24 protein-coding genes are annotated in these 25,632 nt (G+C 73.4%); 16 read left to right on the forward strand and 8 right to left on the reverse strand.

Translation table 11 applies throughout. The annotated features are described in order from the left end of the window. Nucleotides 1-30: 30 nt before the first annotated feature. From ACFV9M_RS13915 to ACFV9M_RS13925, 3 genes are read right to left on the reverse strand one after another with little or no spacing between them, the layout of a single operon-like run. Nucleotides 31-882, reverse strand: a complete 852-nt coding sequence (locus tag ACFV9M_RS13915; protein WP_385066255.1) for a hypothetical protein — start codon at nucleotides 880-882, stop codon at nucleotides 31-33. Then, entirely contained in the window at nucleotides 882-2,144 is a 1,263-nt protein-coding gene (locus ACFV9M_RS13920; RefSeq protein WP_385066254.1) for a VWA domain-containing protein, read from the reverse strand. The genes ACFV9M_RS13915 and ACFV9M_RS13920 overlap by 1 nt, the downstream gene beginning before the upstream one ends. A 54-nt stretch (nucleotides 2,145-2,198) precedes the next feature. After that, complete coding sequence (locus tag ACFV9M_RS13925; RefSeq protein WP_385066253.1) at nucleotides 2,199-3,866, reverse strand: IucA/IucC family protein; 1,668 nt, start codon at nucleotides 3,864-3,866, stop codon at nucleotides 2,199-2,201. Nucleotides 3,867-3,939: 73 nt separating this feature from the next. On the opposite strand from ACFV9M_RS13925, the gene ACFV9M_RS13930 reads away from it, so the two are divergent. Then, entirely contained in the window at nucleotides 3,940-5,517 is a 1,578-nt protein-coding gene (locus ACFV9M_RS13930) for an IucA/IucC family protein (RefSeq protein ID WP_385066252.1), read from the forward strand. Nucleotides 5,518-5,598: 81 nt separating this feature from the next. Here ACFV9M_RS13930 and ACFV9M_RS13935 read toward each other — a convergent pair whose 3' ends face one another. Continuing rightward, on the reverse strand, nucleotides 5,599-6,633 hold the full coding sequence (locus tag ACFV9M_RS13935; protein ID WP_385066250.1) for a hypothetical protein: 1,035 nt from the start codon (nucleotides 6,631-6,633) through the stop codon (nucleotides 5,599-5,601). A gap of 16 nt (nucleotides 6,634-6,649) precedes the next feature. On the opposite strand from ACFV9M_RS13935, the gene ACFV9M_RS13940 reads away from it, so the two are divergent. Then, on the forward strand, nucleotides 6,650-7,456 hold the full coding sequence (locus ACFV9M_RS13940) for a LacI family DNA-binding transcriptional regulator (protein ID WP_385066248.1): 807 nt from the start codon (nucleotides 6,650-6,652) through the stop codon (nucleotides 7,454-7,456). A gap of 168 nt (nucleotides 7,457-7,624) precedes the next feature. On the opposite strand, the gene ACFV9M_RS13945 is transcribed toward ACFV9M_RS13940, so the two are convergent. Beyond that, nucleotides 7,625-7,801, reverse strand: coding sequence for a hypothetical protein (locus ACFV9M_RS13945; RefSeq protein WP_385066246.1), 177 nt, complete (start codon nucleotides 7,799-7,801; stop codon nucleotides 7,625-7,627). Between the two features lie 201 nt (nucleotides 7,802-8,002). On the opposite strand from ACFV9M_RS13945, the gene ACFV9M_RS13950 reads away from it, so the two are divergent. The 3 genes from ACFV9M_RS13950 to ACFV9M_RS13960 all read left to right on the forward strand — a co-directional run bounded on the left by ACFV9M_RS13950 (nucleotide 8,003) and on the right by ACFV9M_RS13960 (nucleotide 10,631). Continuing rightward, nucleotides 8,003-9,148 carry a serine hydrolase domain-containing protein gene (locus ACFV9M_RS13950; protein ID WP_385066243.1) on the forward strand — a complete coding sequence of 382 codons (1,146 nt, stop codon included), beginning with the start codon at nucleotides 8,003-8,005 and terminating at the stop codon, nucleotides 9,146-9,148. A gap of 275 nt (nucleotides 9,149-9,423) precedes the next feature. Continuing rightward, entirely contained in the window at nucleotides 9,424-10,338 is a 915-nt protein-coding gene (locus tag ACFV9M_RS13955; protein ID WP_385066241.1) for a HipA family kinase, read from the forward strand. 8 nt (nucleotides 10,339-10,346) lie between these two features. Next, nucleotides 10,347-10,631 (forward strand): SelT/SelW/SelH family protein, encoded by a 285-nt coding sequence (locus ACFV9M_RS13960; protein WP_385066239.1) that lies wholly within the window; start codon nucleotides 10,347-10,349, stop codon nucleotides 10,629-10,631. Nucleotides 10,632-10,634: 3 nt separating this feature from the next. Here the strand turns inward: ACFV9M_RS13960 and aceB are convergent, their stop codons facing one another. After that, entirely contained in the window at nucleotides 10,635-12,260 is a 1,626-nt protein-coding gene (gene aceB, locus ACFV9M_RS13965) for a malate synthase A (protein WP_385066236.1), read from the reverse strand. Between the two features lie 267 nt (nucleotides 12,261-12,527). Further along, complete coding sequence (locus tag ACFV9M_RS13970; protein ID WP_385066332.1) at nucleotides 12,528-13,127, reverse strand: NTP transferase domain-containing protein; 600 nt, start codon at nucleotides 13,125-13,127, stop codon at nucleotides 12,528-12,530. A gap of 200 nt (nucleotides 13,128-13,327) precedes the next feature. Here ACFV9M_RS13970 and ACFV9M_RS13975 point away from each other — a divergent pair, with 200 nt between their 5' ends. Further along, nucleotides 13,328-13,642 (forward strand): DUF5955 family protein, encoded by a 315-nt coding sequence (locus ACFV9M_RS13975; protein ID WP_385066234.1) that lies wholly within the window; start codon nucleotides 13,328-13,330, stop codon nucleotides 13,640-13,642. Nucleotides 13,643-13,852: 210 nt separating this feature from the next. Here ACFV9M_RS13975 and ACFV9M_RS13980 read toward each other — a convergent pair whose 3' ends face one another. After that, a complete protein-coding gene (locus ACFV9M_RS13980; protein ID WP_385066231.1) occupies nucleotides 13,853-14,650 on the reverse strand; it encodes an IclR family transcriptional regulator in 798 nt (265 codons plus the stop codon). A gap of 283 nt (nucleotides 14,651-14,933) precedes the next feature. Between ACFV9M_RS13980 and allB the strand changes: the two genes are divergently transcribed. From allB to ACFV9M_RS14030, 10 genes are all read left to right on the forward strand, one after another. Then, nucleotides 14,934-16,271 (forward strand): allantoinase AllB, encoded by a 1,338-nt coding sequence (allB, locus tag ACFV9M_RS13985; RefSeq protein ID WP_385066229.1) that lies wholly within the window; start codon nucleotides 14,934-14,936, stop codon nucleotides 16,269-16,271. An 80-nt stretch (nucleotides 16,272-16,351) separates the two neighbouring features. After that, entirely contained in the window at nucleotides 16,352-17,467 is a 1,116-nt protein-coding gene (alc, locus tag ACFV9M_RS13990; RefSeq protein ID WP_385066225.1) for an allantoicase, read from the forward strand. A gap of 263 nt (nucleotides 17,468-17,730) precedes the next feature. Then, the gene (locus ACFV9M_RS13995) at nucleotides 17,731-18,363 is read left to right on the forward strand and encodes a dihydrofolate reductase family protein (RefSeq protein WP_385066222.1); all 633 of its coding nucleotides are present in this window, start codon (nucleotides 17,731-17,733) and stop codon (nucleotides 18,361-18,363) included. A 169-nt stretch (nucleotides 18,364-18,532) separates the two neighbouring features. After that, nucleotides 18,533-19,717, forward strand: a complete 1,185-nt coding sequence (locus ACFV9M_RS14000; RefSeq protein WP_385066220.1) for a cytochrome P450 — start codon at nucleotides 18,533-18,535, stop codon at nucleotides 19,715-19,717. Between the two features lie 124 nt (nucleotides 19,718-19,841). After that, a complete protein-coding gene (locus tag ACFV9M_RS14005; RefSeq protein WP_385066329.1) occupies nucleotides 19,842-20,579 on the forward strand; it encodes a GntR family transcriptional regulator in 738 nt (245 codons plus the stop codon). Between the two features lie 367 nt (nucleotides 20,580-20,946). After that, nucleotides 20,947-21,951 carry a sugar ABC transporter substrate-binding protein gene (locus ACFV9M_RS14010; protein WP_385066217.1) on the forward strand — a complete coding sequence of 335 codons (1,005 nt, stop codon included), beginning with the start codon at nucleotides 20,947-20,949 and terminating at the stop codon, nucleotides 21,949-21,951. After that, a complete protein-coding gene (locus tag ACFV9M_RS14015) occupies nucleotides 21,948-22,976 on the forward strand; it encodes an ABC transporter permease (protein ID WP_385066215.1) in 1,029 nt (342 codons plus the stop codon). Before ACFV9M_RS14010 ends, ACFV9M_RS14015 begins: the two co-directional genes overlap by 4 nt. Next, complete coding sequence (locus tag ACFV9M_RS14020; protein ID WP_385066212.1) at nucleotides 22,973-23,797, forward strand: ATP-binding cassette domain-containing protein; 825 nt, start codon at nucleotides 22,973-22,975, stop codon at nucleotides 23,795-23,797. The genes ACFV9M_RS14015 and ACFV9M_RS14020 overlap by 4 nt, the downstream gene beginning before the upstream one ends. 86 nt (nucleotides 23,798-23,883) lie before the next feature. Continuing rightward, the gene (locus ACFV9M_RS14025; protein WP_385066327.1) at nucleotides 23,884-25,032 is read left to right on the forward strand and encodes an ROK family glucokinase; all 1,149 of its coding nucleotides are present in this window, start codon (nucleotides 23,884-23,886) and stop codon (nucleotides 25,030-25,032) included. Then, complete coding sequence (locus ACFV9M_RS14030) at nucleotides 25,029-25,622, forward strand: sugar kinase (protein WP_385066209.1); 594 nt, start codon at nucleotides 25,029-25,031, stop codon at nucleotides 25,620-25,622. The genes ACFV9M_RS14025 and ACFV9M_RS14030 overlap by 4 nt, the downstream gene beginning before the upstream one ends. Nucleotides 25,623-25,632 lie beyond the last annotated feature (10 nt).

Here is a 25,632-nt window from a genome sequence, read left to right on the forward strand (position 1 = left end):
GTGCGGTGGGCCTTCCGGGGGGCGGGAACGTCAGGCGCCCGGCGGCACCCCGGCCGGGCGTCCCGACCCGCGCGTGAGCGCGTAGCCGCCGATGCCGGCGAGCGCCGCCAGCACGCCGCCCACCGCCGTCCACACCCAGCGGTCCGACCACCAGCCGGACGACCAGCCGTCGTCCGGCTCCAGGCTCGACAGCACGGCGGAGTCCGAGCCGTCGTCGTCCTCCTGCGCCGCGGAGGTGACCGCGACGCCGGGCACCAGGGGCTTGGCCAGCCAACCGTCCACCGCCGCCGACCCGCCGATGTCCTTGGAGTCCACCCGCAGTTCGGTGCTCACCGGCAGACCCAGGTCGGCCGCCTTCAGGCCGACGGCCGTGAGACGGACGTAGTACGTGCCCGGCAGCGGGTCGTTCGCCCACTCCTCCGACCAGGCGCGGACCGTGCGCAGCACACAGGCCACCTCGACGGACCCCGCGCCCTGGGCGGCGGTGCGCGTCTGGGCACCGTACTGGCAGGCCTGGCGGCGCCGCAGACCGTCGTACACGTCGATCTGCCAGGTCTGGGCGACGTGCTCGTCCGGCAGCTTCACCGTCGCCCGCACGGTGGGGCGCTGTCCCGCGTCCGCGGGGAACGACCAGTACAGGTAGTCGCCGGTGGAGGCGCTCGCGGTGGCGGTCTGCCCCTGCTCGACCTCCGTCGCCGTACGGAACGACGTACCGGCCGAGGTCGGCGCGGAGGCGTCGTCGGACGGGCTCGCCGAGGGGGTGGAGTCGGCGGCGGCCGGACCCGCGGCCAGCCCCAGCGCCAGCAGTGCGGTGCCCAGCACCTTGGTCATCCGCACCCGTGTCATCCGGACCCGTGTCATCCGCACCCGTGTGATCCGCATCAGTTCGTCCTCCACACCGCGACACGCCAGCGCGACAGCCAGCCCCACAGCAGACCGGCGAGGAAGCCGGTCAGGATCAGTGCGCCGAGCAGCCACCAGCCGCGGCCCAGGCCGAAGGAGGCCACATCGTCCGCCTGCGACGGGCCGTCGACGACGTCCACGGTCAGCTCCAGCGGCAGGCCGGGCGTGGTCTTCACGCCGGCGCCGGCCGAGAAGGAGTTGGTCACCTGGAGGCACACCGTCTCGGCCGGCGCGTCGTCCTCGTCGCTCTCCGCCGTCGGATGGCGCAGACCGGTCGAGACGACGTCCGTACGGCCGTTGCCCGCCGCCTCGCCGCGCACGATCTCCCGGCCGTGCGTCGTGACCGCCCGCAGCAGCACCCCGTAGTCGGGGTTCACGGTCCGGTCCGCCGACACGCTCACCGAGGCGCGCAGTTCCTGGCCGGGCTCGACCTCCACCCGGTACCAGCGCTCCTGGCCGAACTCCTCGCGGTCGGTGTACAGACCCGACGCCAGCGTCGGCGCCTTCGCGCAGGAGGCCGCGCCCTGCGTGGCGACCGGCGTCACCACGGGGTCGGCCGCGCGGTCCACCAACTGGTTCACCTTGTCGGTGAGTTCGTCGGTGTGCTCGACCGAGGTGTAGGTGCCGCCGGTCGCCTCGGCGATGCAGCTGAGCTGCTGCCGCATCTTGGTGTTGGGCACCAGGCCCAGGGTGTCGATGGTCAGGCCGATGCCCTTGGCCGCGATCTCGCGGGCCACCTCGCACGGGTCGAGCGGCGCGCAGGTGTCCTCGCCGTCACTGATCAGCACGATGCGCTTGGAGCCGGTGCCGCCGTCGAGGTCGTCGGCCGCCTTCAGCAGCGCGGGGCCGATCGGCGTCCAGCCGGTGGGGGACAGGGTCGCCACCGCCGTCTTGGCCTCGGTACGGTCCAGCGGGCCGACCGGGTAGAGCTGCGCGGTGTCCTTGCAGCCCGTCTTCTGGTCGTCGCCGGGGTAGTTGGCGCCCAGCGTGCGGATGCCGAGCTGGACCTCCTCGGGGGTCGCGTCCAGCACCTCGTTGAACGCCTGCTTGGCCGCGGCCATCCGCGTCCCGCCGTCGATGTCCTTGGTCCGCATCGAACCACTGACGTCGAGAACCAGGTCGACCTTCGGCGCGCCCGCTGTGGTCTCGTCGGCGACCGCCCCGGCCGGGAACGCGATCCCGGCCGCGAGCGCGGCGAGCAGGGCACCCACGCCCGCCGCCAGCCGTTGTGTTCTGATCATCGGCGGATCCTATTGATCAGAGGTGTCCGCCCACAAAACGGGGGCCGCCCCGCGTCAACCCTGTCCGTGAACCAGCGGATTGGGCAGCAGCGTCCACCGGTCGCCGGCCACCCCCGGCGACAGCCGCATCAGCGTGAGCGCCTTCACCGGCAGCGGCTCCCCGCACAGCGCGCCGAGGTCCGGTGTGGACGGCACCTCCCGCACCGCCGTCTCCAGCACCGCCCGCAGCGCGTCCCGGCCACCGGCCGTGCCCGCCAGCGCGCCCGCCACCAGCGAGCCGAACAGCTTGCGCCGCAGCGCCGTCACGTCGTCCGTGAGGATCCGCTCCGGCAGGTCCCGCACCGGCAGCCCGTGGCGGGCCAGCCGCGCCGGGCTGACGCGGATGTCGGCGAGATCCCGGTAGACCAGCCGCAGCGGCTCACCCGACGCCGACAGCACGACCAGCAGGTTCTGCCCGTGCGCCTCCAGCGCCACCCCCATCTCCAGCAGCCGCAGCCCCACGGTGAGCGCGAGCGCGGCGAACCGCGCCGACCAGTCGGGCGACGCCGCCAGGCGCGTGGTGGCGAGGGCGGCGACCGGCACGACGTGCTCGCCCGGCCCCGCGTACGCGGCCGGCGGCTCGCGCAGCACGGCCGCGAGGTCGGGGGAGTGGGCGGTGACCGCGCCCAGCGTGCGGGTGACGTGCAGCAGCCCGTCCGTGCGCTCCGCCAGCGCCTCGCCGAACGCCGACAGGGCCGCGGAGGCGGTGATCGAGCCGATGGAGATGTCCCGCACCGAGGACGTCAGCCGGGTGCTCAACGCGGTCTTCACATGCGGCCCGTCCGGCAGCGCGAGTGTCCGCAGCGACATCAGCGGATGCGCCGCGAGCCCCTCCCGGGACGACAGCTTGAGCACGTGCTGCGCCTGCCACGGGTGCACCGGGATCACCAGCCGCTCACCGTCCCGCAGCGAGGACGGCCACACCCCCGACACCAGGCACTCACCGGCCGGCACCGGCAGCAGCCCCAGCCGTACCGAGGACGGCCGGTGCTCCGGCGCGTACGCCAGCTGCTCGGCCACCGAGAAGCCCGGCCGGGCGCGGCAGTTCGGGTGGTACGGGTGCCCGTCGACCACCCGCTGCTCCCACTCCCAGTCGTGCGCGGTCCACTCGGTGGCGTGCGTGGGCGACTCGGGGATGGCGTGCGTGGTCGACTCGGCAGCGTCCGTGGTCCACTCGGGGGTGGCGTGCGCGGTCCGCTTGGGTGCGTCCGTGGTCGGCTCGGGGGCGTGGGAGGTCCACTCCATCGAGTGAGGGCCAGACTCGCCCTGCGCGGCCCGCGACAGCGCCAACGACGCGGCACTGTGACCGAGTTCGGCCGCGAAGCCGCTGCCGTGCGGCACCGAGAGGTCGCTCATCAGGCGCGCGGGATCGTCGTACCCGACCTCCCGGCCGTTCCCCGCTCCGGCCAGCCGAACGGCCGTCACATACGCGGCGGTCGTGTACGGGTCGGGGTGCGGGCCGTGCAGCCGGCGGCCGTCGGCCAGATGCAGGACGAGGCCCTCCCGGCCCTGTTCACGGCGGACGATCCACGGCAGTGGCTCATGGGCGAGCGCCCGCCACAGACGGGTCAGCACGGCCGCGCGGGCGCCGGGCAGCGCGGCCGCGAACCGCGGTCCGAGCGCGGGACGCACGGCGGCGAGCTCGGCGGCCAACTCGGCTTCCGCGGTGGGGGGATGGTGCACGGGGGTCTCCTCGAGTACGAGTAGGACGTCGGGGCGGGCCACGACGCCAGCGATACTGGACGTCTCCGCCCGCATGAACCGTAGGGAACGAGTACAACGCGTGGACCTCATCCCCCCGCCCGTCGGGGCCGTGGCGCCGGCCGGCCGCACCGCACCCATGGGCCCGGAAGCCCTCGCCGACGCCCACGCCGCCGCGCCGCTGCTGAACTGCCTGCTGCGCGAGGTGGCCGAGCCTCTTGCGGCGGGTGACGGACGGCTCGCGCACCGGCTGCCCTCCGGCCGTACGCTGCGCGTCCGCGGCGCCCGGCGCCCCGCCGAACCCGAGGTGTACGCGGCGGGCGCCTGGCACCGCCTCGACCACACCGCCCTCGTCGCCCTGGTCGCCGAGGAACTGCGCCGGCACACCGGACTCGCCAACGACGAGCTCCCCGCCGAGATGCTCGCCGGCAGGGACGCCGTGGCCGCCCTGCTCACGGCACGCGCGCGGGCCGTCCCGCCCGCCGACCCCTACCTGCGGTCCGAACAGTCCCTCGTCACCGGCCACCCCCACCACCCCGCACCCAAGGCGCGCGGCGGCGGCCCGGCCGCCGACTGGCTGCCGTACGCCCCCGAGGCGCACGCCCGCTTCCCGCTCGCCCTCCTCGGTCTGCGCGAGGACCAGGTCGTCGAGGAGGGGGACACCTCCGCGCTCGACGCCCTCGGTGAGGCCCCGGCCGGCTACCGGCTGCTGCCCGCCCACCCCTGGCAGCTCGACCTGGCCGCCCCCGCCCTCGCGCCCGCCTTCGCCGACGGCCGTCTGGTCCGGCTCGGCGCCACCGGGCCCGAGACGTGGCCGACGGCCGCCGTGCGCACGCTGTACGCACCCGGGCAGGACCTGTTCCTGAAGTTCAGCCTCGACGTGCGCATCACCAACGACATCCGCCGGCTGTGGCGCCACGACCTGCTGAAGCTGCGGCGGACCGACGCGGCCGTCACGGAGGCTTTCGCCGCGCTCGGCGGCCCGGCGGCCTGGCTGAGCGACCGCGGCTACCGCACCGCCGCGTTCGCCTTCGAGGAACTGGCCGTCCTGGTCCGCGACGGCCTGCGCGACCACGTCCTGCCCGGCGCGACCCCCCTGCTCGCGGCGAGCCTCGTGGAGGGGTCGGTCGCCGGCCGCCCCGGCGGCTCACCCGACGGCCTGCCGGCCGACGGCGCGGACCCGGTGGCCTGGTGGGAGGCGTATCTGGCCGCCGTCGTCCCCCCGGCGCTGGCCGCCTTCGCCGACCACGGCGTCGTCCTCGAGGCCCACCTGCAGAACACGCTGGTCGCCGTCGACGCCGCCGGCCTCCCGGTGCAGGCCCTGTTCCGGGACGCCGAGGGCGTCAAGCTGCTGCCGGACGTGCCCCGCGCCGCCGGCTGGGAACGGCTCGTGTACTGCCTGGTCGTCAACCACCTCACCGAGGTCGCCGCCGTCCTCGCCGAACGGCATCCCGGCCTGGACCCCTGGCCCGCCGCCCGCCGCGAGCTGGCCCGCCACGACCTCCCCGAGGCCCAGGCCCTGCTCACGGCACCCACCCTGCCCGGCAAGACGAACCTCCTGCTGCGCTGGACGGACGCGGACGGCGCCGACGCCCGCTACCTGCCCCTGCCGAACCCCCTGGCCGGCGCGTGAGCTGACACACCCCGCCCGGCTGAGCGCTTGCGGGAGGACCGCCACCCCGCCCCGCGACAGCCGTCGGCGGAGGGGAGCCGGCTACGACGACCGTGAACGCGCGGCGCCGGGCGTGGCGGAGGACGGCGTGAGCCCGGGGCCGGGCACGCACTCGGTGGTGCCGTCCGGGAAGCGGACCACCACCGTGCCGTCCTCCCGCACCCGTACCTCGGCACCGGCGCGGACGGCACGGAGGTCCGCGCCCAGGGCCGGGTCCGCCGTGAGGACCACGAGGCTGGCCAGCAGCAGTGAGCCGCCGGGATGGCGCCCGGTCAGGACCGGGACGGCCGAGTGGCGGCCGTAGGCGTTGTGGCCCTCGGCACGGACGACCTCTCCGCGACTGCCGGCGAGCGTGTCCGTCCAGCCGGACAGGCCGGCCAACAAGCTGGTGAGGCCGTCCTCGCGGTGGACGACCGCCCAGTCCGGGCCCGCCTGCGCGGCGGGAGGCGCGTCGTCGTCGGCGACCGCCCAGCCGCCTTCGCGCACGAGGCTGCCGGCGGGTGCCCGGACAAGGTGCAGCCGCACCTCCCAGGGGCCGTGCACGACGCCGACGGTGGTGATGCGCTCCGGTGCGTCCTGCGCCTCCTGTGCCTCCTGTGCGTGCCGTGCTTCCTGCGTCTCCTGTGCTTCCCGTGCGTCCTGCGTGTCCTGTGCGTCCTGTGTGTCCCGCGCGCCGGTCGCGGGGGTGTGCCAGGACGCCGCCCGGCGTCCCTCCGCGTACAGCGGATGGATACGGTTCCGGCGGGACGGTCCGGAGCCGCCCACCAGGGCGATGTGGTTGTCGGGGCCCGGCGCGGAGCCGTCCGGCGGGGTCTCGGGGGCGGGGGCGGTGGCGGTGGAGTAGGCGAGGCGGTCGTAGTGCGGGGTGCCCTCGGCGGCGGCGGGAGCCGGCGGGAACCGGTCGCGGCCGTGGTTGACCGGCCGCCGGACCCTGGAGGCGGAGGGGCGGCTGCGCCGGGTGCGGGGCGGCGCCGTACTGACGACGCCGGGCCCCGGCACCCCGCCGCCCGCGGCGACGCCGTCCGCCGCGCCCCCGGCGGCCGAACGGACCCTGGGGCTGCTGGTCCCGTCGGCCACGTACTACTACCCGCGCGTGGTCGCCGGGGTCCAGGCCGTCGCGGCCGAGCGGGGAGCCCGCGCGGTGATCAGCCTCAGCGACTACGCCCACGGGGACGCGTCGGAACGGGTCGAGGAGCTGCGGGCCTCCGGCGCCGCCGGGCTGCTCGTCGCCTCTCCCGAGGGCCACGACCTGTCGGCCGGCACGCTCGAGCGGCTCGCGGCCACCGGGCTGCCGTTCGTCCTGATGGAGCGCCGGCCCCACGACCCCTTCGCCTCCTGCGAGTTCGTCGCCACCGATCACCGGCAGGGCGCCTTCGCCGCCGTACGGCACCTCGCGGGGCTCGGGCACACCAAGGTGGGCCTGTTCACCAACGGCAGTCCCACCGCCGGCCTGGTGCGCGAAGGGCACGAGGCGGCCGTAGGGCGGCTGGCGCTGGAGGCGGATGTGCCGGTGTACGACAGCGGCCGCCCCACCATGGGCTCCGCGGAGGCCGCCGAACACTACGACCGGTTCGTCGAGGAGTGCCTGTCCGGCGGTGTGCGGGCGGCACTCGTGCTGTCCGACCACGACGCGATCGAGCTGATGCGACGTCTGCGCGTCCGCGGGCTGCGCACACCGGACGACATGGCGCTGATCGCCTACGACGACGAGATCGCCTCGCTCGCCGACGTCCCCCTGACGGCCGTGGCGCCGCCCAAGCACGAGCTGGGCGAACAGGCCGCGCGGCTGCTCCTGGACCGCCTGGACGCCCCGGACCCCGACAGCGTTCCCGTGCGCCGGCTCTTCCTTCACCCGCGTCTGGTGGTCCGGTCCTCCTGCGGGGCCGCCGCGGGGGCCTGACCCGGAGGCGACGGCTTCGGCCGCTGCGACTCCTGTCGGACAGCGCACCCGCACGCGACGCGGCAGGCACCGAAACGAAGCATGACGCATCGTTCTCCGGTGCGCGCAACGACACGTGACCGGCGGCCGGACGGTCGCAGCAGGTGACCGCGGACCGGACGGGGCAGGTCAGGCTGCCCGGCCGTGGCCGGGGGTATCGGCGGCGGCCCGCAGGGCGCGTACCGTCTCCGGATGGTCGGCGACCGCGTCGCGGTTGCGCAGCGGGCAGTCGATGCGCTGCGTCAGGTGGCCGTGTTCGCGCTCCAGGGCGGTGACGGTGCGCTCCGCCGGCTCTCCGATTCCCATGCGTTCGAGGCTATGACGCCGCCCACGGATCCCGCCGCTTGACCTTCACATTGGTGTGAGGGTACGAGACTCGCGGGGCGGCCGTGCGACGCGGCCGCGGTTCCCACCCGGTGGCGGGTCCCGGGCCGTCGGAGCCCTGGCCCGCCGCCGGCCGGTCCGTGAGAAGAGGACCCGCTCCACGCGGGCGGAAAGGCAGTGGCCATGACCGATGTCCAAGGCACCCACGAGCCGCGTTTCGAGGCCGTGCGCGCCGCGTTGCAGCAGAACCTGGACTCCGGCGAGGAACTCGGAGTCTCGCTGGTCGTCGACATCGACGGTGAGCACGTCGTCGACCTCTGGGGCGGATTCCGCGACCCCGCCCGCACCGTCGCGTGGGACGAGAACACCCTCACTAACGTGTGGTCCACGACGAAGACCGTCACCAGCCTCGCCGCGCTCATGCTCGTCGACAGCGGCGACATCGACCTCCGCGCACCGGTGGCGAGGTACTGGCCCGAGTTCGCCGCCAACGGCAAGCAGGACGTCGAGATCCGGCACCTGCTCTCGCACACCTCCGGAGTCGCCGGCCTGGACCAGCCGGCCACGGTCGCCGACCTCTACGACCACGAGGAGGCCGCCGCCCGCCTCGCCGCGCAGGCCCCGTGGTGGCGGCCCGGCACGGCGTCCGGCTACCACGCCTTCACCTACGGGCACCTGATCGGCGAGGTCGTCCGGCGCGTCACGGGCCGGACCCTGAAGGAGTTCGTCGCGGAGGAGATCGCCGAGCCGCTCGCCGCGGACTTCCAGATCGGGGCGGCCGAACGGGACCTGGGCCGGATCGCGGACGTGGTCCCGCCGCCCCCCTTCCTCTTCCTCGGCGCGGACCCGGACCGGGACAGCCCCGCCTGGAAGGCGCTGAACGGTCCCGCCGTGGACGCGGCCGTGGCCAACACCCGGCAGTGGCGGGCCGCCGACATCGGCGGGGCCAACGGCCACGGCAACGCCCGCTCCGTCGCCCGGATCCTCTCCGTCCTGGCCCGTGGCGGCGAGGCCGACGGCATCCGGTTGCTCGGCGAGAAGACCATCGACACCGTCTTCGACGTCCAGGCGGACGGCGTCGACCTGGTCAACGGGCTCCGTATGCGCTGGGGCACCGGCTTCGCCCTGCCGCAGCCGCGGACGTTCCCCTGGATCCCCGAGGGGCGCGTCGCCTTCTGGGGAGGCTGGGGCGGCTCCATGATCATCATGGATCCGGACCGCCGTATGACCATCTCCTACATCATGAACCGGATGGCGCCGGGCATCCTCGGCTCCGAACTCAGCGCCGCCTACGTCCGGGCCGTCTACGACGCCGTTGCCGTCCCGTAGCGCCGGCGTCACCGCACCACGACGCGGCTGGGCATGGCGCGACGGCTCGGACACTCGTCCCAGGCTGTCACCCTTGGTTACTATGCTCACTTCATGCCGGAGGCCGGAGGCAAGGGCCGCACCGGAAGGACGGACCGCCGAGGAGACGGGGAGACGGGGATGCCGGTCCGGACTCCCAGATTCTCCCCAGGGCTGACCGGGGCGGATTCCCGGAGTTTCACCGCGTGGGAGCTCGTCGTGGAATGTGAGGCAATCAAGCCGTGGAGCCTTCGAAAATGTTGAGAGAGGTCGTCGCGACCCGCTACATCGAACCCCTGCGCTCCGGCGGTTCCGTCCCCGCCCTCGTCGAGGCCGACGACCTCGGCACGTACGTCGTGAAGTTCACCGGCTCCGCGCAGGGCCGCAAGGCGCTGGTCGCCGAGGTGATCGTGGGCGGGCTGGCGCGGGCGCTGGGGCTGCGCTTCCCCGAGCTGGTGCTGGTGCGCTTCGACCCGGCGATCGCCGAGGAGGAGCCGCATCAGGAGGTGCGGCAGCTGCACCGGGCGAGCGCGGGCGTCAACCTCGGCATGGACCACCTGCCGGGCGCCGCGGACTTCACCCCGGAGGTCGCCCGGCACTTCCGGGTGGATCCGCTGGAGGCGGGCCGGATCGTCTGGCTGGACGCCCTCACGGTGAACGTGGACCGCACCGTCCACAGCTCCAACCTGATGGTCTGGCCGACGCTGGGCACCGTCCCGCCGCGCCTGTGGCTGATCGACCACGGCGCGGCGCTCGTCTTCCACCACCGCTGGGACGGCGCCGACCCCGCGAAGGCCTACGACTTCCGCCACCACGCCCTCGGCCACTACGCCCCCGACGTGCGGGCGGCCGACGCCGAGCTGGCGCCGAAGGTGACCCGGGACCTGCTGCGGGACATCGCGGCCGAGGTACCGGACGCCTGGCTGACCGCCGAGGAGGGCTTCACGACGCCGGACGACGTCCGTGCGGCCTACGTGGACCACCTCCACGCGCGCGTGGAGGCCTCCGAGGCCTGGCTGCCCGACGGCTTCCCGACCCGGGAGGAACTCGCCGCCGAGGAGGCCCTCAGGGCGGCACGAACCCAGCAGGGCCGCCCGGACTGGCTCAAGCGGGTCCCCGACCTGCACGGCAAGCCGGCGGCGGAACAGGATTGGTCGGTGCATCTGGGATGACGGACGGGATGACGGACACACAGCGGGTCGAGATCGAGTACTGCACCCAGTGCCGCTGGCTGCCCCGGGCCGCCTGGCTGGCGCAGGAGCTGCTGACGACCTTCGAGGCCGAGCTGACGGAGCTGGCGCTCAGGCCGGGCAGGGGCGGGGTCTTCGTGGTGCGGGTGAACGACGAGGTGGTGTGGGACCGCCGCGAGCAGGGCTTCCCGGAGCCGACGGCCGTCAAGCGGGCCGTACGCGACCGAGTGGCCCCGGGGAGGTCCCTGGGCCACTCGGACACTCCGGCACCCTGAGGTTCAGCCCTTGAGCTGCTCGTAGGCGGGCAGGGTGAGGAAGTCGGCGTAGTCCTCGTCGAGCGCGACCTCGAGCAGCAGGTCGTGGGCCTGCTGCCAGTGCCCGGCGGCGAACGCCTCCTCGCCGAGTTCGGCGCGGATGCTCCGCAGCTCCTCGGCGGCGACCTTGCGGGCCAGCTCCGGCGTGGCCTTCTCGCCGTTCTCGAACTCGACGCCCGCGTTGATCCACTGCCAGATCTGCGAGCGGGAGATCTCGGCGGTGGCCGCGTCCTCCATGAGGTTGAAGATGGCGACCGCGCCGAGGCCGCGCAGCCACGCCTCGATGTACCGGATGCCGACCTGCACGGCGTTGACGAGGCCGTCGTACGTCGGCTTCGCGTCCAGCGAGTCGATCGCGATCAGGTCGGCCGCCTCGACGTCGACGTCCTCGCGCAGCCGGTCCTTCTGGTTCGGCCGGTCGCCGAGGACCTTGTCGAAGGACTCCATGGCGATCGGGACGAGGTCGGGGTGGGCGACCCAGGAGCCGTCGAAGCCGTCGTTCGCCTCGCGGTCCTTGTCGGCGCGGACCTTCTCGAAGGCGACCTTGTTGACCTCCGGGTCGCGGCGGGAGGGGATGAAGGCCGCCATGCCGCCGATGGCGTGCGCGCCGCGCTTGTGGCAGGTGCGGACGAGGAGTTCGGTGTACGCCCGCATGAACGGGGCGGTCATCGTGACCGCGTTGCGGTCGGGCAGCACGAACCGGGCGCCGCCGTCACGGAAGTTCTTCACGATGGAGAACAGGTAGTCCCAGCGGCCGGCGTTCAGCCCGGAGGCGTGGTCGCGCAGTTCGTAGAGGATCTCCTCCATCTCGTACGCGGCCGTGATCGTCTCGATCAGGACGGTCGCGCGGACGGTGCCGTGGGGGATGCCGACGTACTCCTGCGCGAAGGTGAAGACGTCGTTCCAGAGGCGGGCCTCCAGGTGCGACTCGGTCTTCGGGAGGTAGAAGTAGGGGCCCTTGCCGAGGTCGAGCAGGCGCTGGGCGTTGTGGAAGAAGTAGAGGCCGAAGTCGACGAGGGCGCCGGGGACCCGGGTGCCGTCGGCGTCGGCCAGGTGGCGCTCGTCCAGGTGCCAGCCGCGCGGACGCATGACGACGGTCGCCAGCTCCTCGTTCGGACGCAGGGCGTACGACTTCCCCGAGGCCGGGTCCGTGAAGTCGATGTCCCGGGTGTACGCGTCGATCAGGTTGAGCTGGCCCAGGACGACGTTCTCCCAGGTCGGGGCGGAGGCGTCCTCGAAGTCCGCGAGCCAGATCCGGGCGCCGGAGTTCAGCGCGTTGACGGTCATCTTGCGGTCGGTGGGGCCGGTGATCTCGACCCGGCGGTCGTCGAGGGCCGCGGGGGAGGGGGCCACCTTCCAGGAGTCGTCCGCGCGGACGGCGGCGGTCTCCGGGAGGAAGTCGAGGGTGGAGGTGCGGGCGATCTCGGCGCGGCGCTCCGCACGGCGGGCGAGGAGTTCGTCGCGGCGCGGCGTGAACCGGCGGTGCAGCTCGGCCACGAAGGCGAGGGCCGCGGGGTTGAGGACCTCCTCCTGCCGGGGCAGGGGCTCGGCGTCGACGATGGCCAGCGGGGACGGCGCTGGTGCGGACATGAGCTGTCACTTCCTTCAGCGAGCGGGGCACCGGGTGCCAGGAGACCCGGGTGGGGCGGAGGGCACCCGTGGGCGGCGCGGAGCCGTCGCACGCGGTCGGGGGCCGCCGGTGCCGTCGGCCGCCGGGAACCGCCGAGCGCTGCCGGGTGCCGGCGAGTGCTTCTGGTCAGTGGATACTAGTTTCCTCATCGTGGAAGTTCAATGGTTTGTTGATGTCGAGATTCTCCGGGTCGAGGCAGGGGAGGCGCCGCGTGCCACCCCCTTCACTCACTCCAGGCGCGCCAGGTCCTCGGAGGTGTCGATGTCGTACGGGCTCGCCACGTCCCCGCACTCGACCAGCCGCACCGCCGCGTCGTGGGCCTTCAGGTAGACGCGTGCCCCCCGGTCGCCGGTCGCGGTCGACGCGATGCCCGCCCAGTGCGCGGCGCCCAACAGGACCGGGTGCCCGCGCACCCCGTCGTAGGCCGCCGCCACCAGCGACGACTCGTCCTCGTACGCGGCGAGCACCCGGGCCACCGCCTCCGCCCCGATGCCCGGCTGGTCGACCAGCGAGACCAGCGCGGCCCGCGCCCCCGTCCCGGCCAGCGAGGCGAGCCCGGCCCGCAGCGAGGACCCCATGCCCAGCTCCCACTCCGCATGGGCGACCAGTACGCATCCGTCCAGCCGCGCCCGCTCCCGTACGGTGTCGGCGGCGGCCCCCAGGACCACGTGGACGCGCGCGCAGCCGGCCGCGCGCAGCACCTCCACCGCGTGCTCCACGAGCGGCCGGCCCCGGTGCGTCAGCAGTGCCTTGGGGCGCCCGCCGAGCCGGCGCCCGCCGCCCGCCGCGAGGAGCAGCCCGGCGACCTCGTCCTCCGTGTGCGTCATACGCGTGTGCGTCATACGTTCTGCATACCTGACGCGGCGACGGCCGCGCGGTTTCCCAGGGCTGAATTTCGGTCCGCGTGGTGGCGCGCCGCGCGGCGGTGGCGTTTACTGGCCCGCGCGTCCCGCGGTGCCCGACCCGCGCCCGGGGCGGGGTGGGGACACGAGCGCTTGCGCACAGGGGTGTGCCAGGGGGGAGAGCTGTGTTGCGGAGCATGGGGCAGAGGTCGGTGACCGGCAGCGACGAGGATCCGAGGGTGGCGGAACTGCGGACCGCGGTGTCCCGGCTGCGCCGCGGACTCGCCGCGCTCCCGGCCGAGTTCCCGGACCGGGACATCGCCGAGGACGAGCTGGCCGCCCTCGCCGCGATGGCGGCCCACGGGACCCCGGAGATTCCCCGGCTGCGCCGCTCCCTGCTGCTGATCGCGGGCGCGATCGGGTCGGTGAGCGCGCTGTCGCGCGGCCTGTCGGACGTACGCGACGCCGTGGAGCTGTTCGGGCGGTCGCCGCGGGGGTGAGGCGGCGCGTCGCCGCGGGGGTGAGGTGGCGCGTCGCCGCGGGCCGAGGCTCTGCCGTCGCGGCGGGGAGGCGGCGGGACGGTTTCCTGGTACGGGCGGGGGCCGGTGTCCCGGCGCGGGCGGGGGCCGGTGTCCCGGCGCGGAAGGAGGCCGGTGTCCCGGCGTGAACGCGGGCCGGTGTCCCTGCGCGGATGCGGGCAGGTGTCGCGGCTAGGCGGCCGGGCCGGAGTTCGTCAGCGCCTCCGACAGTTCCGCCGCCACCTGCTGGAGGACCGGCACGATGTTCTCCGTGGCGGCCTCGGTGACGCGGCCGGCGGGGCCGGAGATGGAGATGGCCGCCGCGGTGGGGGAGTCGGGGACCGGCACCGCGAGACAGCGGACGCCGATCTCCTGTTCGTTGTCGTCGACCGCGTAGCCCTGGGCGCGCACGTCCCGCAGGGCGGCCAGGAAGCCGTCCGGGGTGGTGATGGTCTTCTCGGTCGCGGCGGGCATGCCGGTGCGGTGCAGCAGGGCGCGCACCTCGTCGTCCGGGAAGCCGGAGAGCAGTGCCTTGCCGACGCCCGTGGAGTGCGGCAGGACCCGGCGGCCGACCTCCGTGAACATCCGCATCGAGTGCTTGGACGGCACCTGTGCCACGTACACGATCTCGTCGCCGTCCAGCAGCGCCATGTTCGCCGTCTCCCCGGTCACCTCGACCAGGCGGGCCAGATAGGGGCGGGCCCAGGTGCCCAGCAGGCGGGAGGCGGACTCGCCGAGGCGGATCAGACGGGGGCCGAGCGCGTACCGGCGGTTGGCCTGCTGACGGACGTATCCGCAGGCCACCAGGGTGCGCATCAGCCGGTGGATGGTGGGCAGGGGCAGCCCGCTGCTCGCGGACAGCTCGCTCAGTCCCACCTCGCCGCCCGCGTCCGCCATCCGCTCGAGCAGGTCGAAGGCGCGCTCGAGGGACTGGACCCCTCCGCCGGCGGACCTGGCGGAGTCGGTGGTGCTGGCGCTGGACGTCGGCACGGCGCGTTCCTTTCGAAACTGGCGGGAAGAGCTGAAGCCTACCCGGCGGTCGGTTGACTCCCCGCTTGTGCGTAGCTACGTTCTGCCTGCCGGAAGTGTAATTCCGCGTTGTGGAAGCGTCCAGACCGGTGCCGCATGGGGCACCGTGGAGAAGTGCGCGCTTGACGGCGGTGCGACCGGGAGTGAAGACTCCTTCAACAGAACGTTGAATTCCGTTACGTGGAAGTCACGCGGGAGTAACTCCCGTATTGCGGAAGCAGAACGGCGGCAGAGAGGGGTCCGGGTGTCCGACGCTGAACTGGTGCTGCGCTCGACGCGCGTCATCACTCCGGAAGGGACCCGCGCCGCCTCGGTCGCGGTCCTCGCCGGCACCATCACGGCCGTCCTGCCGTACGACGCCGAGGTGCCGGCGGGCGCCCGGCTGGAGGACCTCGGCGACGACGTCCTGCTGCCCGGCCTGGTCGACACCCACGTACACGTCAACGACCCCGGCCGCACCGAGTGGGAGGGGTTCTGGACCGCCACCCGCGCGGCGGCGGCCGGCGGCATCACCACCCTCGTCGACATGCCGCTCAACTCCCTCCCGCCGACCACCACCGTCGACCACCTGCACACCAAACGGCGGGTGGCCGCCGACAAGGCGCACATCGACGTCGGCTTCTGGGGCGGCGCCCTCCCCGACAACGTCAAGGACCTCCGCCCGCTGCACGACGCCGGCGTCTTCGGCTTCAAGGCCTTCCTGTCGCCGTCGGGCGTGGACGAGTTCCCGCACCTGGACCAGGACGGACTGGCCCGGTCCCTCGCCGAGATCGCCGGCTTCGACGGCCTGCTGATCGTGCACGCCGAGGACCCCCACCACCTCGACGCCGCCCCGCAGCAGGGCGGCCCCCGGTACGCCGACTTCCTGGCCAGCCGTCCCCGCGACGCCGAGGACAGCGCCATCGCGACCCTCATCGCGGCCGCGAGGCGCCTGCACGCGCGCGTGCACGTGCTGCACCTCTCCTCCGCCGACGCGCTGCCGCTGATCGCCGCCGCCAAGGCGGAGGGCGTCCGCATCACGGTCGAGACCTGCCCGCACTACCTGACCCTGACCGCCGAGGAGGTCCCGGACGGCGCCAGCGAGTTCAAGTGCTGCCCGCCCATCCGCGAGTCCGCCAACCGCGACCTGCTCTGGCAGGCCCTGGCGGACGGCACGATCGACTGTGTGGTCACCGACCACTCCCCGTCCACGGCCGACCTCAAGACCGACGACTTCGCGACGGCCTGGGGCGGCATCTCGGGACTCCAGCTGAGCCTCGCGGCCGTGTGGACGGAGGCCCGTGAGCGCGGCCACGGCCTGGAGGACGTCGTCCGGTGGATGTCCGCCCGTACGGCCGCCCTCGCCGGCCTCTCCCACAAGGGCGCGATCGAAGCGGGCCGCGACGCCGACTTCGCCGTCCTCGCCCCCGACGAGACCTTCACCGTCGATCCGGCGGCGCTCCAGCACCGCAACCGCGTCACGGCGTACGCCGGAAAGACCCTCCACGGCGTGGTGAAGTCCACCTGGCTGCGCGGCGAACGCATCGCCTCGGACGGCGAGTTCACCGAGCCGAAAGGCCGGCTCCTCACCCGAACCCCCTGAGTCGCGGGGGCGCCCGACCCGCGCCCGCCGACCCCACCCGCACCCGCACCGGCCGACTCCGAAAGGCAGACCTGATCACCGTGACGGCGATAGAGAGCTTCACCGGCGACGCGAACCCCTACGGCGGCGGCGACCCGTACGCGGACTACCGCACCGCCGACTTCCCCTTCACCCGGTACGCCGACCTCGCCGACCGGCGGCTCGGAGCCGGGGTCGTCGCGGCCAACGACGAGTTCTTCGCCCAGCGCGAGAACCTGCTGGTGCCCGGACCCGCCGAGTTCGACCCGGAGCACTTCGGCCACAAGGGCAAGGTCATGGACGGCTGGGAGACCCGCCGCCGCCGCGGTGCCTGCGCCGAGCACCCGTGGCCGACCGCCGAGGACCACGACTGGGCGCTCGTCCGCCTCGGCACGCCCGGGGTGATCCGGGGCATCGTCGTCGACACGGCCCACTTCCGCGGCAACTACCCGCAGGCGGTGTCGGTCGAGGGCGCCTCGGTGCCGGGCTCGCCGTCCCCCGAGGAACTCCTCGGCGACCACGTGAAGTGGACGACGCTGGTCCCGCGCACGCCGGTCGGCGGCCACGCGGCGAACGGTTTCGCCGTCTCGGTGGAGCAGCGCTTCACCCACCTGCGGCTCAACCAGCACCCCGACGGCGGTATCGCCCGCCTGCGCGTGCACGGGGAGGTCGTACCCGATCCCGAGTGGCTGACCGTGCTCGGCACCTTCGACGTCGTCGCCCTGGAGAACGGCGGCCGCGTCGAGGACGCCTCCGACCTCTTCTACTCGCCGGCGAGCAACACAATCCAGCCGGGCCGCTCCCGCAAGATGGACGACGGCTGGGAGACCCGCCGCCGCCGTGACCGGGGCCACGACTGGATCCGCTACCGCCTGGCCGCGCAGGCGCGGATCCGCGCCCTGGAGATCGACACGGCGTACCTGAAGGGCAACAGCGCCGGCTGGGCCTCGGTGTCGGTCGAGGACGGCGAGAGCGGCGAGTGGACGGAGATCCTGCCGCGCACCCGTCTCCAGCCCGACACCAACCACCGCTTCGTCCTGCCGGCCCCGGCGGTCGGCACGCACGCGCGCGTGGACATCCATCCCGACGGCGGCATCTCCCGCCTGCGCCTGTTCGGCTCCCTCACCGAGGCGGGCACGGCGGCGCTGACGGCCCGCCACCAGGAGCTCGGCGGCTGAGCCGGCCACCGGCACCGTGCACACCCCGGCGGGAACGGGGACCCACGCGCGGTGGCTCGTGCGGCGTGGCCCGTGCGGGGTGGCTCGTGCGCGGTGGCCCGTGCGGCGTGGCCCGTGCGGCGTGGCCCGTGCGCAGTGGCCGGCATGCGGTGACCGGACCGGGAGGCGCGCCGATGAGTTGCGGGCCCGGGCAGGGTCTGCCCTGATGGCAGTGGACCCCATCCGAGCACGGCAATCCGAGCACAGCAAGGAGGGCACCCGCCATGGGCAAGCTCGTCCTCACCGGCTTCGTCACCCTCGACGGTGTGCACCAGGCGCCCGGCGGCCCCCGCGAGGACACCCGCGGCGGCTTCGAACAGGGCGGCTGGAGCGTGCCGTACGGCGACGACGACTTCGGCCGGTTCGTCGACGAGGTCTTCGACGGCGCCGGCGCCTTCCTCCTCGGCCGCCGCACCTACGACATCTTCGCCGCCCACTGGCCGAAGGTGACCGACCCGGCCGATCCGGTCGCCTCCCGGCTGAACTCCCTGCCGAAGTACGTGGCCACCGCGAGGGCCCTCACCGACCCCGTGTGGCCCGGGACCACGGCGATCCCCGGCGACGACCTCGCCGAGGAGGTCACCGGCCTCAAGCAGCGCACCGACGGCGAGCTCCAGGTCCACGGAAGCGGCGCGCTGGCCCGCGGCCTCCTCGCGCTCGACCTCGTCGACACCGTCCACCTGCTGACGTTCCCGGTCGTGCTCGGCGCCGGCCGGCGCCTGTTCGCCGAGGGCGTCCCGCCGACCGCGTTCCGGCACCGGGGCGGCCGGATCACCGCCGCGGGCGTCTCCATCCAGACGTACGACACCGACGGGCGCCCCCGCTACGGCACGTACGAACTTCCGGACGGCGTCTAGGTTCGACCTGCTCGTGGGCGGTCGTCGGCGGCGGCTGCTCCCTGGTGCTCGGGCCGGTCCCGCGGCTGACGGCCCGTCGTGCCGCGCCCGCTCCGCGACACCCCTTCGAAGTGCCCTGGCACTGATCGGGACCCTCGCGCGTTGAGGCAGTGACGGCAGGGGGAACGTGATGACCGATGTGATCGATCTGGAAGCCTTCGGCGAGGAGTTCCGGCGCGACCCGCACGCGGTGTACGCGCGGCTGCGGGAGCGCGGCCCGGTGCACCGGGTGCGCCCGCCCGGATCCGACGGCACCTACGAGACCTGGCTCGTGGTCGGTTACGAGGAGGCGCGTGCCGCGCTCGCCGACCCCCTGCTGGTCAAGGACGGGGAGCGGATCGGCTTGACGTTCATGGACGAGGAGCTGGTCGGCAAGCACCTGCTGATCACCGACCCGCCGCAGCACACGCGGCTGCGGTCCCTCGTCTCCCGCGCGTTCACCGTGCGCCGGGTCGAGGGGCTGCGCCCGCGCGTGCGGCAGATCACCGACGAACTGCTCGACGCGATGCTGCCGCGCGGCCGCGCCGACCTGGTGGAGTCCTTCGCCTACCCGCTGCCCATCACCGTCATCTGCGAGCTGCTCGGCGTCCCCGAGATCGACCGTGCGGCGTTCCGCGAGATGTCGACCGAGGTGGTCGCCCCCACCAGCGGGGACACCGCTCACGACGCGTTCGCGCGGCTCGGCGGCTACCTCACGGAACTGATCGAGGACAAGCGGTGCGCCGGGCCGGGCGGCGATCTGCTCAGCGACCTGATCCGCACCACCGCCGAGGACGGCGACCGGCTCTCGGTCGAGGAACTGCGCGGCATGGCGTTCCTCCTGCTCATCGCCGGCCACGAGACGACGGTCAACCTCATCACCAACACCGTCCACGCCCTGCTCACCCACCCCGCCCAGCTGGCGGCCGTGCGCGCCGACCCGGCCCTCGTCGACGGTGTGGTGGAGGAGACCCTGCGCTGGGAGGGGCCGGTGGAGAACGCCACGTACCGGTTCGCCGTCGAGCCCCTGGAGATCGCGGGCGTGGCGATCGGGAAGGGCGATCCGGTGCTGATCGGCCTGGCTGCCGCCGACCGCGACGCCCTGCGCTACGAGGATCCCGACCGGTACGACGTCCGCCGTGACCCGCGCGGCCACCTCGCCTTCGGCCACGGCGTCCACTACTGCCTGGGGGCGCCCCTGGCCCGCCTGGAGGCCCGCATCGCCCTGAGCTCCCTGCTGGAGCGGGCGCCCGCCCTCGGCCTGGACGGTCCGTCCGGCGAGTGGCTCCCGGGCATGCTGATGCGCGGACTGCGCAGCCTGCCCGTGCGCTGGTAGGGGACGCCGCGGCAGCGGTCCACGGCACCGGACCATTTGTCCGGACAACCGAACTACACAACTTCCCGTCAACCGGTCGCGGAGCTACGCTCGGCCCGTGCCGAAATCAGGAGTGGACCCGACCGTGCAGCTGGACCTCCGTGTGGACCGGAGCTCTCCGGTGCCGCTGTACTTCCAGCTGTCCCAGCAGCTCGAAGCCGCCATCGAGCACGGCTCGCTCACCCCCGGCAGCCTGCTGGGCAACGAGATCGAGCTCGCCGCCCGGCTCGGCCTGTCCCGCCCGACCGTGCGCCAGGCGATCCAGTCCCTGGTCGACAAGGGCCTGCTGGTGCGCCGCCGGGGCGTCGGCACCCAGGTCGTGCACAGCCAGGTCAAGCGTCCGCTGGAGCTCAGCAGCCTCTACGACGACCTGGAGGCGGCCGGTCAGCGCCCCGCGACGACGGTCCTGGTCAACACCGTCGTCCCCGCGTCCGCCGAGGTCGCGGCCGCCCTGGGCGTCGCCGAGGGCGAGGAGGTGCAGCGCGTGGAACGGCTGCGTCTCGCGCACGGCGAGCCGATGGCGTACCTGTGCAACCACCTGCCCCCCGGTCTGCTCGACCTGGACACCGCGCAGCTGGAGGCCACCGGTCTGTACCGGCTGATGCGGGCGGCCGGCATCACCCTGCACAGCGCCCGCCAGTCCATCGGCGCCCGCGCCGCGACCGCCGCCGAGGCCGAGCGGCTCGGCGAGGAGCAGGGCGCGCCGCTGCTCACCATGCAGCGCACCACCTTCGACGACACGGGCCGCGCGGTCGAGTTCGGCGACCACATCTACCGCCCGACCCGCTACTCCTTCGAGTTCCAGCTGCTCGTGCGGTCCTGAGGGCGACGCCCTCGGCGGTCGTCCTGTCCGGGAAAGTGGTCCTGTCCGGGAAAGTGGTCCTGTCCGGGGAAGTGGTCCTGTCCGGGGAAGTGGTCCTGTCCGGGGAAGTGGTCCTGTCCGGGGAAGTGGTCCTGTCCGGGAAGTCGTCCTGTCCGGGAAGTCGTCCTGTCCGGGAAAGGAGACCTCCCGTCCGGACGGCAGGCCGTGCGGCGCGACCTGATGTCCGGACAAGGTGACCGCGTCGCGGTCCCCGGCCGTGGAGCGGCCGTCCCCGTGTTCGATACTGGGGCGTTTGCGTCCGGTGAGCGATCACCGGGCGGATGCGCACGACAGATACGACAGAGCACGGCAAGAAGGGCACGGCCTCGTGGCACGGTTTCGGACCTGGGCAGGGATCGCATTGGCGGGGGCGCTCTGCGTGTCCCTCGCGGGGTGCAGCAGCACCGGGGGCAAGCGCGCCGAGGACGCCCGCGAGGCCGCGGCGGCCGAGGGGAAGGCGGCGGTGGACACCCCCCGCTGGACCATCGCGATGATCACCCACTCGGGAGACGGCGACACGTTCTGGGACATCGTCCAGAGCGGCGCCGAGCAGGCGGCCCTCAAGGACAACATCGACTTCCTGTACTCCCACGACGACGAGGCCCAGCAGCAGGCGCAGCTCGTCGACGCGGCGGTCGACAAGAAGGTCGACGGCATCATCGTCACGCTCGCCAAGCCGGACGCCCTCAAGGCCGCGGTGGCCCGCGCCGTGAAGGCGGGCATCCCCGTGGTCACCGTGAACTCCGGATCGGCCGAGTCCGAGGCGTTCGGCGCGCTCACCCACATCGGCCAGGACGAGACGATCGCCGGCGAGGCCGTCGGCGAGGAGCTGAACCGGCGCGGGAGGAAGAAGGCGCTCTGCGTCCTGCACGAGCAGGGCAACGTCGGTCACGAGCAGCGCTGCGACGGCGTCGCGTCCGCCTTCACCGGAACGGTCTCCGACCTCTACGTCAACGGCACCAGCATGCCCGACGTGCAGTCCGCGATCGAGGCCAAGCTCCAGGCGGACCCCTCGATCGACACCGTCGTCACCCTCGGCGCCCCGTACGCCGACACCGCGGCGAAGGCCCGGCAGGCCGCCGGCAGCGACGCCGAGATCGACACCTTCGACCTCAACGCCAAGGTCGCCGCCGGCCTCACGGACGGCACCCTCGGCTTCGCCGTCGACCAGCAGCCCTACCTCCAGGGCTACCAGGCCGTCGACCTGCTGTGGCTGTACCGGTACAACGGCGACGTCCTCGGCGGCGGGCAGCCGGTGCTGACCGGCCCGCAGATCATCACCGAGGAGCAGGCGGACGAGCTCGCGGAGTACACCGAGCGGGGCACCCGATGAGCGCGCTCACCGACGAAAGGATTCTCCGGACGTCTTCGCTGCGCCGGCTGCTCGCCCGCCCGGAGCTGGGCTCGGTCGTCGGCGCGCTCGCGGTCTTCCTCTTCTTCGCCGTCGCCGCCGACAGCTTCCTGCGCGCCGCCAGCCTCAGCACGGTCCTGTACGCGGCCTCCACGATCGGCATCATGGCGGTCCCGGTCGCGCTGCTGATGATCGGCGGCGAGTTCGACCTCTCGGCCGGTGTCCTGGTGACGTCCTCGGCGCTGATCTCGTCGCTGTTCAGCTACCAGATGACGGCGAACGTCTGGGTGGGCGTCGGGGTGTCCCTGCTGGCGACCCTGGCCATCGGCGCCTTCAACGGCTTCGTCCTCACCCGCACCCGGCTGCCCAGCTTCATCGTCACCCTGGGCACCTTCCTGATGCTGACCGGCATGAACCTCGGCTTCACCAAGCTGATCGACGACACGGTGTCGACGAAGAGCATCGCCGACATGGAGGGCTTCCCCACCGCCCGCGACGTCTTCGCCTCGACCCTGACGATCGGCGACGTCAACTTCAAGATCACCATCCTGTGGTGGCTCGCCCTGGTCGCGGTGGCCTCCTGGATCCTGCTGCGCACCCGCGCCGGAAACTGGATCTTCGCGGTGGGCGGCAACAAGGACGCGGCCCGCGCCGTCGGCGTCCCCGTGGACCGCACCCGGATCGGCCTCTACACGGGCGTGGCCTTCGGCGCCTGGGTCTGCGGCCAGCACCTGCTGTTCAGCTACGACGTCGTCCAGTCCGGCGAGGGCGTCGGCAACGAGCTGATCTACATCATCGCGGCCGTCATCGGCGGCTGCCTCATCACCGGCGGTCACGGCAGCGCCATCGGCTCGGCGGTCGGCGCCCTCCTGTTCGGCATGACCAGCAAGGGCATCGTCTTCGCCGAGTGGAACCCCGACTGGTTCAAGTTCTTCCTCGGAGCGATGCTGCTCCTCGCGACCCTGCTCAACGCCTGGGTCCGCAAGCGCGCGGAGGCCACCAAATGACGGACACGACGGAACGCGCGGCACTGGTGGAGCTGTCCGGCGTCGGCAAGCGCTACGGGAACGTACGCGCCCTCGAAGGCGTCTCGCTGGAGGTCCACCCGGGGGAGATCACCTGTGTCCTCGGCGACAACGGCGCGGGGAAGTCGACCCTGATCAAGATCGTCGCCGGACTGCACCGGCACGACACCGGTGTCCTCCGCCTGGACGGCGAGGAGACCACGCTGTCCTCCCCGCGCGAGGCCCTGGACCGCGGCATCGCCACCGTCCACCAGGACCTGGCCGTCGTCCCGCTGATGCCCATCTGGCGCAACTTCTTCCTCGGCTCCGAGCCCCGCAGGGGCACGGGCCCCTTCAAGCGCCTGGACGTCGACCTCATGCGCCGCACCACCCGCGCCGAACTCGCCCGCATGGGCATCGACCTGCGGGACGTGGACCAGCCCATCGGCACCCTCTCGGGCGGCGAACGCCAGTGCGTGGCCATCGCCCGGGCGGTGTACTTCGGCGCGAAGGTCCTGGTGCTCGACGAGCCGACGGCGGCGCTGGGCGTCAAGCAGTCGGGCGTGGTCCTGAAGTACGTGGCCGCGGCCCGGGACCGCGGTCTGGGTGTCGTCCTCATCACCCACAACCCCCACCACGCCTACCTGGTCGGGGACAGGTTCGTGCTGCTCAAGCGCGGCACGATGGTGGGCAGCCACCCGCGCGACGGGATCACCCTCGAGGAACTGACGCGGCAGATGGCGGGCGGGAACGAGCTGGACGACCTGCGGCACGAGCTGGAGCGCACCCCGCGGGAGCGCGGAGAACCAGGCGACCGGCCCTGACCCGGCCGCGCCCGGCGACCCGGCTGCGATCCCCTCACCTGCCCGTTACGCCACCCAGGGGGAGCGTGAGGCAGAATCGGGCCTTGATGAGCACCTACGGCAACTTCACCGCCCCCATCGGCTCCCGCCGCGCGCCGGCGCTCCGCACCGTGGGCACCCGGGAACGCCGCTCGCACCTGACCGCGCCCCGCGTGCCCACGGTCGGCATCGACATCGGCGGCACCAAGGTGATGGCGGGCGTCGTCGACGCCGACGGCAACATCCTGGAGAAGGTCCGCACGGAGACCCCGGACAAGTCCAAGAGCCCCAAGGTCGTCGAGGACACGATCGTCGAGCTGGTCCTGGACCTGTCCGACCGGCACGACGTCCACGCGGTCGGCATCGGCGCGGCCGGCTGGGTCGACGCCGACCGCAACCGCGTCCTGTTCGCCCCCCACCTGTCCTGGCGCAACGAGCCCCTCCGGGACCGCATCTCGGCCAGGCTCTCCGTGCCCGTCCTCGTCGACAACGACGCCAACACCGCCGCCTGGGCGGAGTGGCGGTTCGGCGCCGGCCGGGGCGAGGACCACCTGGTGATGATCACCCTCGGCACCGGCATCGGCGGCGCGATCCTCGAGGACGGCCAGGTCAAGCGCGGCAGGTACGGCGTCGCCGGCGAGTTCGGGCACATGCAGGTCGTGCCCGGCGGACACCGCTGCCCGTGCGGCAACCGCGGCTGCTGGGAGCAGTACAGCTCCGGCAACGCCCTGGTCAGAGAGGCCAAGGAGCTGGCCGCCGCGGACTCGCCGGTGGCGTACGGGATCATCGAGCACGTCAAGGGGCAGATCGGGGACATCAGCGGCCCGATGATCACCGAGCTCGCCCGGGAGGGCGACGCGATGTGCATCGAGCTGCTCCAGGACATCGGCCAGTGGCTCGGCGTCGGCATCGCCAACCTGGCCGCCGCCCTCGACCCGTCGTGCTTCGTCATCGGCGGCGGCGTCTCGGCCGCCGACGACCTGCTGATCGGCCCCGCGCGCGACGCGTTCAAGCGGCACCTCACCGGCCGCGGCTACCGCCCCGAGGCCCGCATCGTGCGCGCCCAGCTCGGCCCCGAGGCCGGCATGGTCGGCGCCGCCGACCTGGCCCGCCTGGTCGCCCGCCGCTTCCGGCGCGCCAAGCGCCGCCGCGTGGAGCGCCACGAACGCTACGAGCGGTTCGCGGAGGCCGCCCGCCGGGCCAGGGACACCGCATGACGGCCTCGCTGCCGCACCAGGCCGCGCCCCCGCAGGAGCAGTCCCGCACACCGGAGACCCGGGGGCACGTGATCCGCCGCCGGGCGCTCACCCTGCTCATCATCGTGCTGCTCATCGGCGTCCCGGCCGGCTACCTGGTGATCTCCGCCAACCAGAGCCGCGACAGCGGCAAGGACAAGGAGGCGAAGTACTCGGCGACCGGCCTCACCGAGGGCTGGCCGTCGAAGGTCCAGCGCCGCCTGTACCAGGTGCCGGTCCCGCACCCCGCGAACAAGGTCGCCTACTACGAGACGAACAACTGGCGGACCAGCCGTCTCTACGTGCAGTTCCAGACCACGCACGCCGGCCTCGACGCCTTCCTCGCGGAGCTCGGCCTGACCCGGACCGCCCTGGAGAAGGACGAGATCACCATCAGCGAGCGCGACCGGAACGTCACCGGCTGGCGGTTCGCCGGACCCGGCTCCCGCGACGGCGACTACCTCGGCTTCGTCCGCGAGCAGGAGGACCCCGATCCGACGCTGGACGTGGTCGTGAACACCGCCAACCCGCTCTATCCCATGGTGTACGTCGTCTCCCGCACGGTTCCCTGACCGCGCGGTT

The sequence above is a fragment of the Streptomyces sp. NPDC059895 genome (genome assembly GCF_042731035.1).
Lineage (GTDB): Bacteria > Actinomycetota > Actinomycetes > Streptomycetales > Streptomycetaceae > Streptomyces.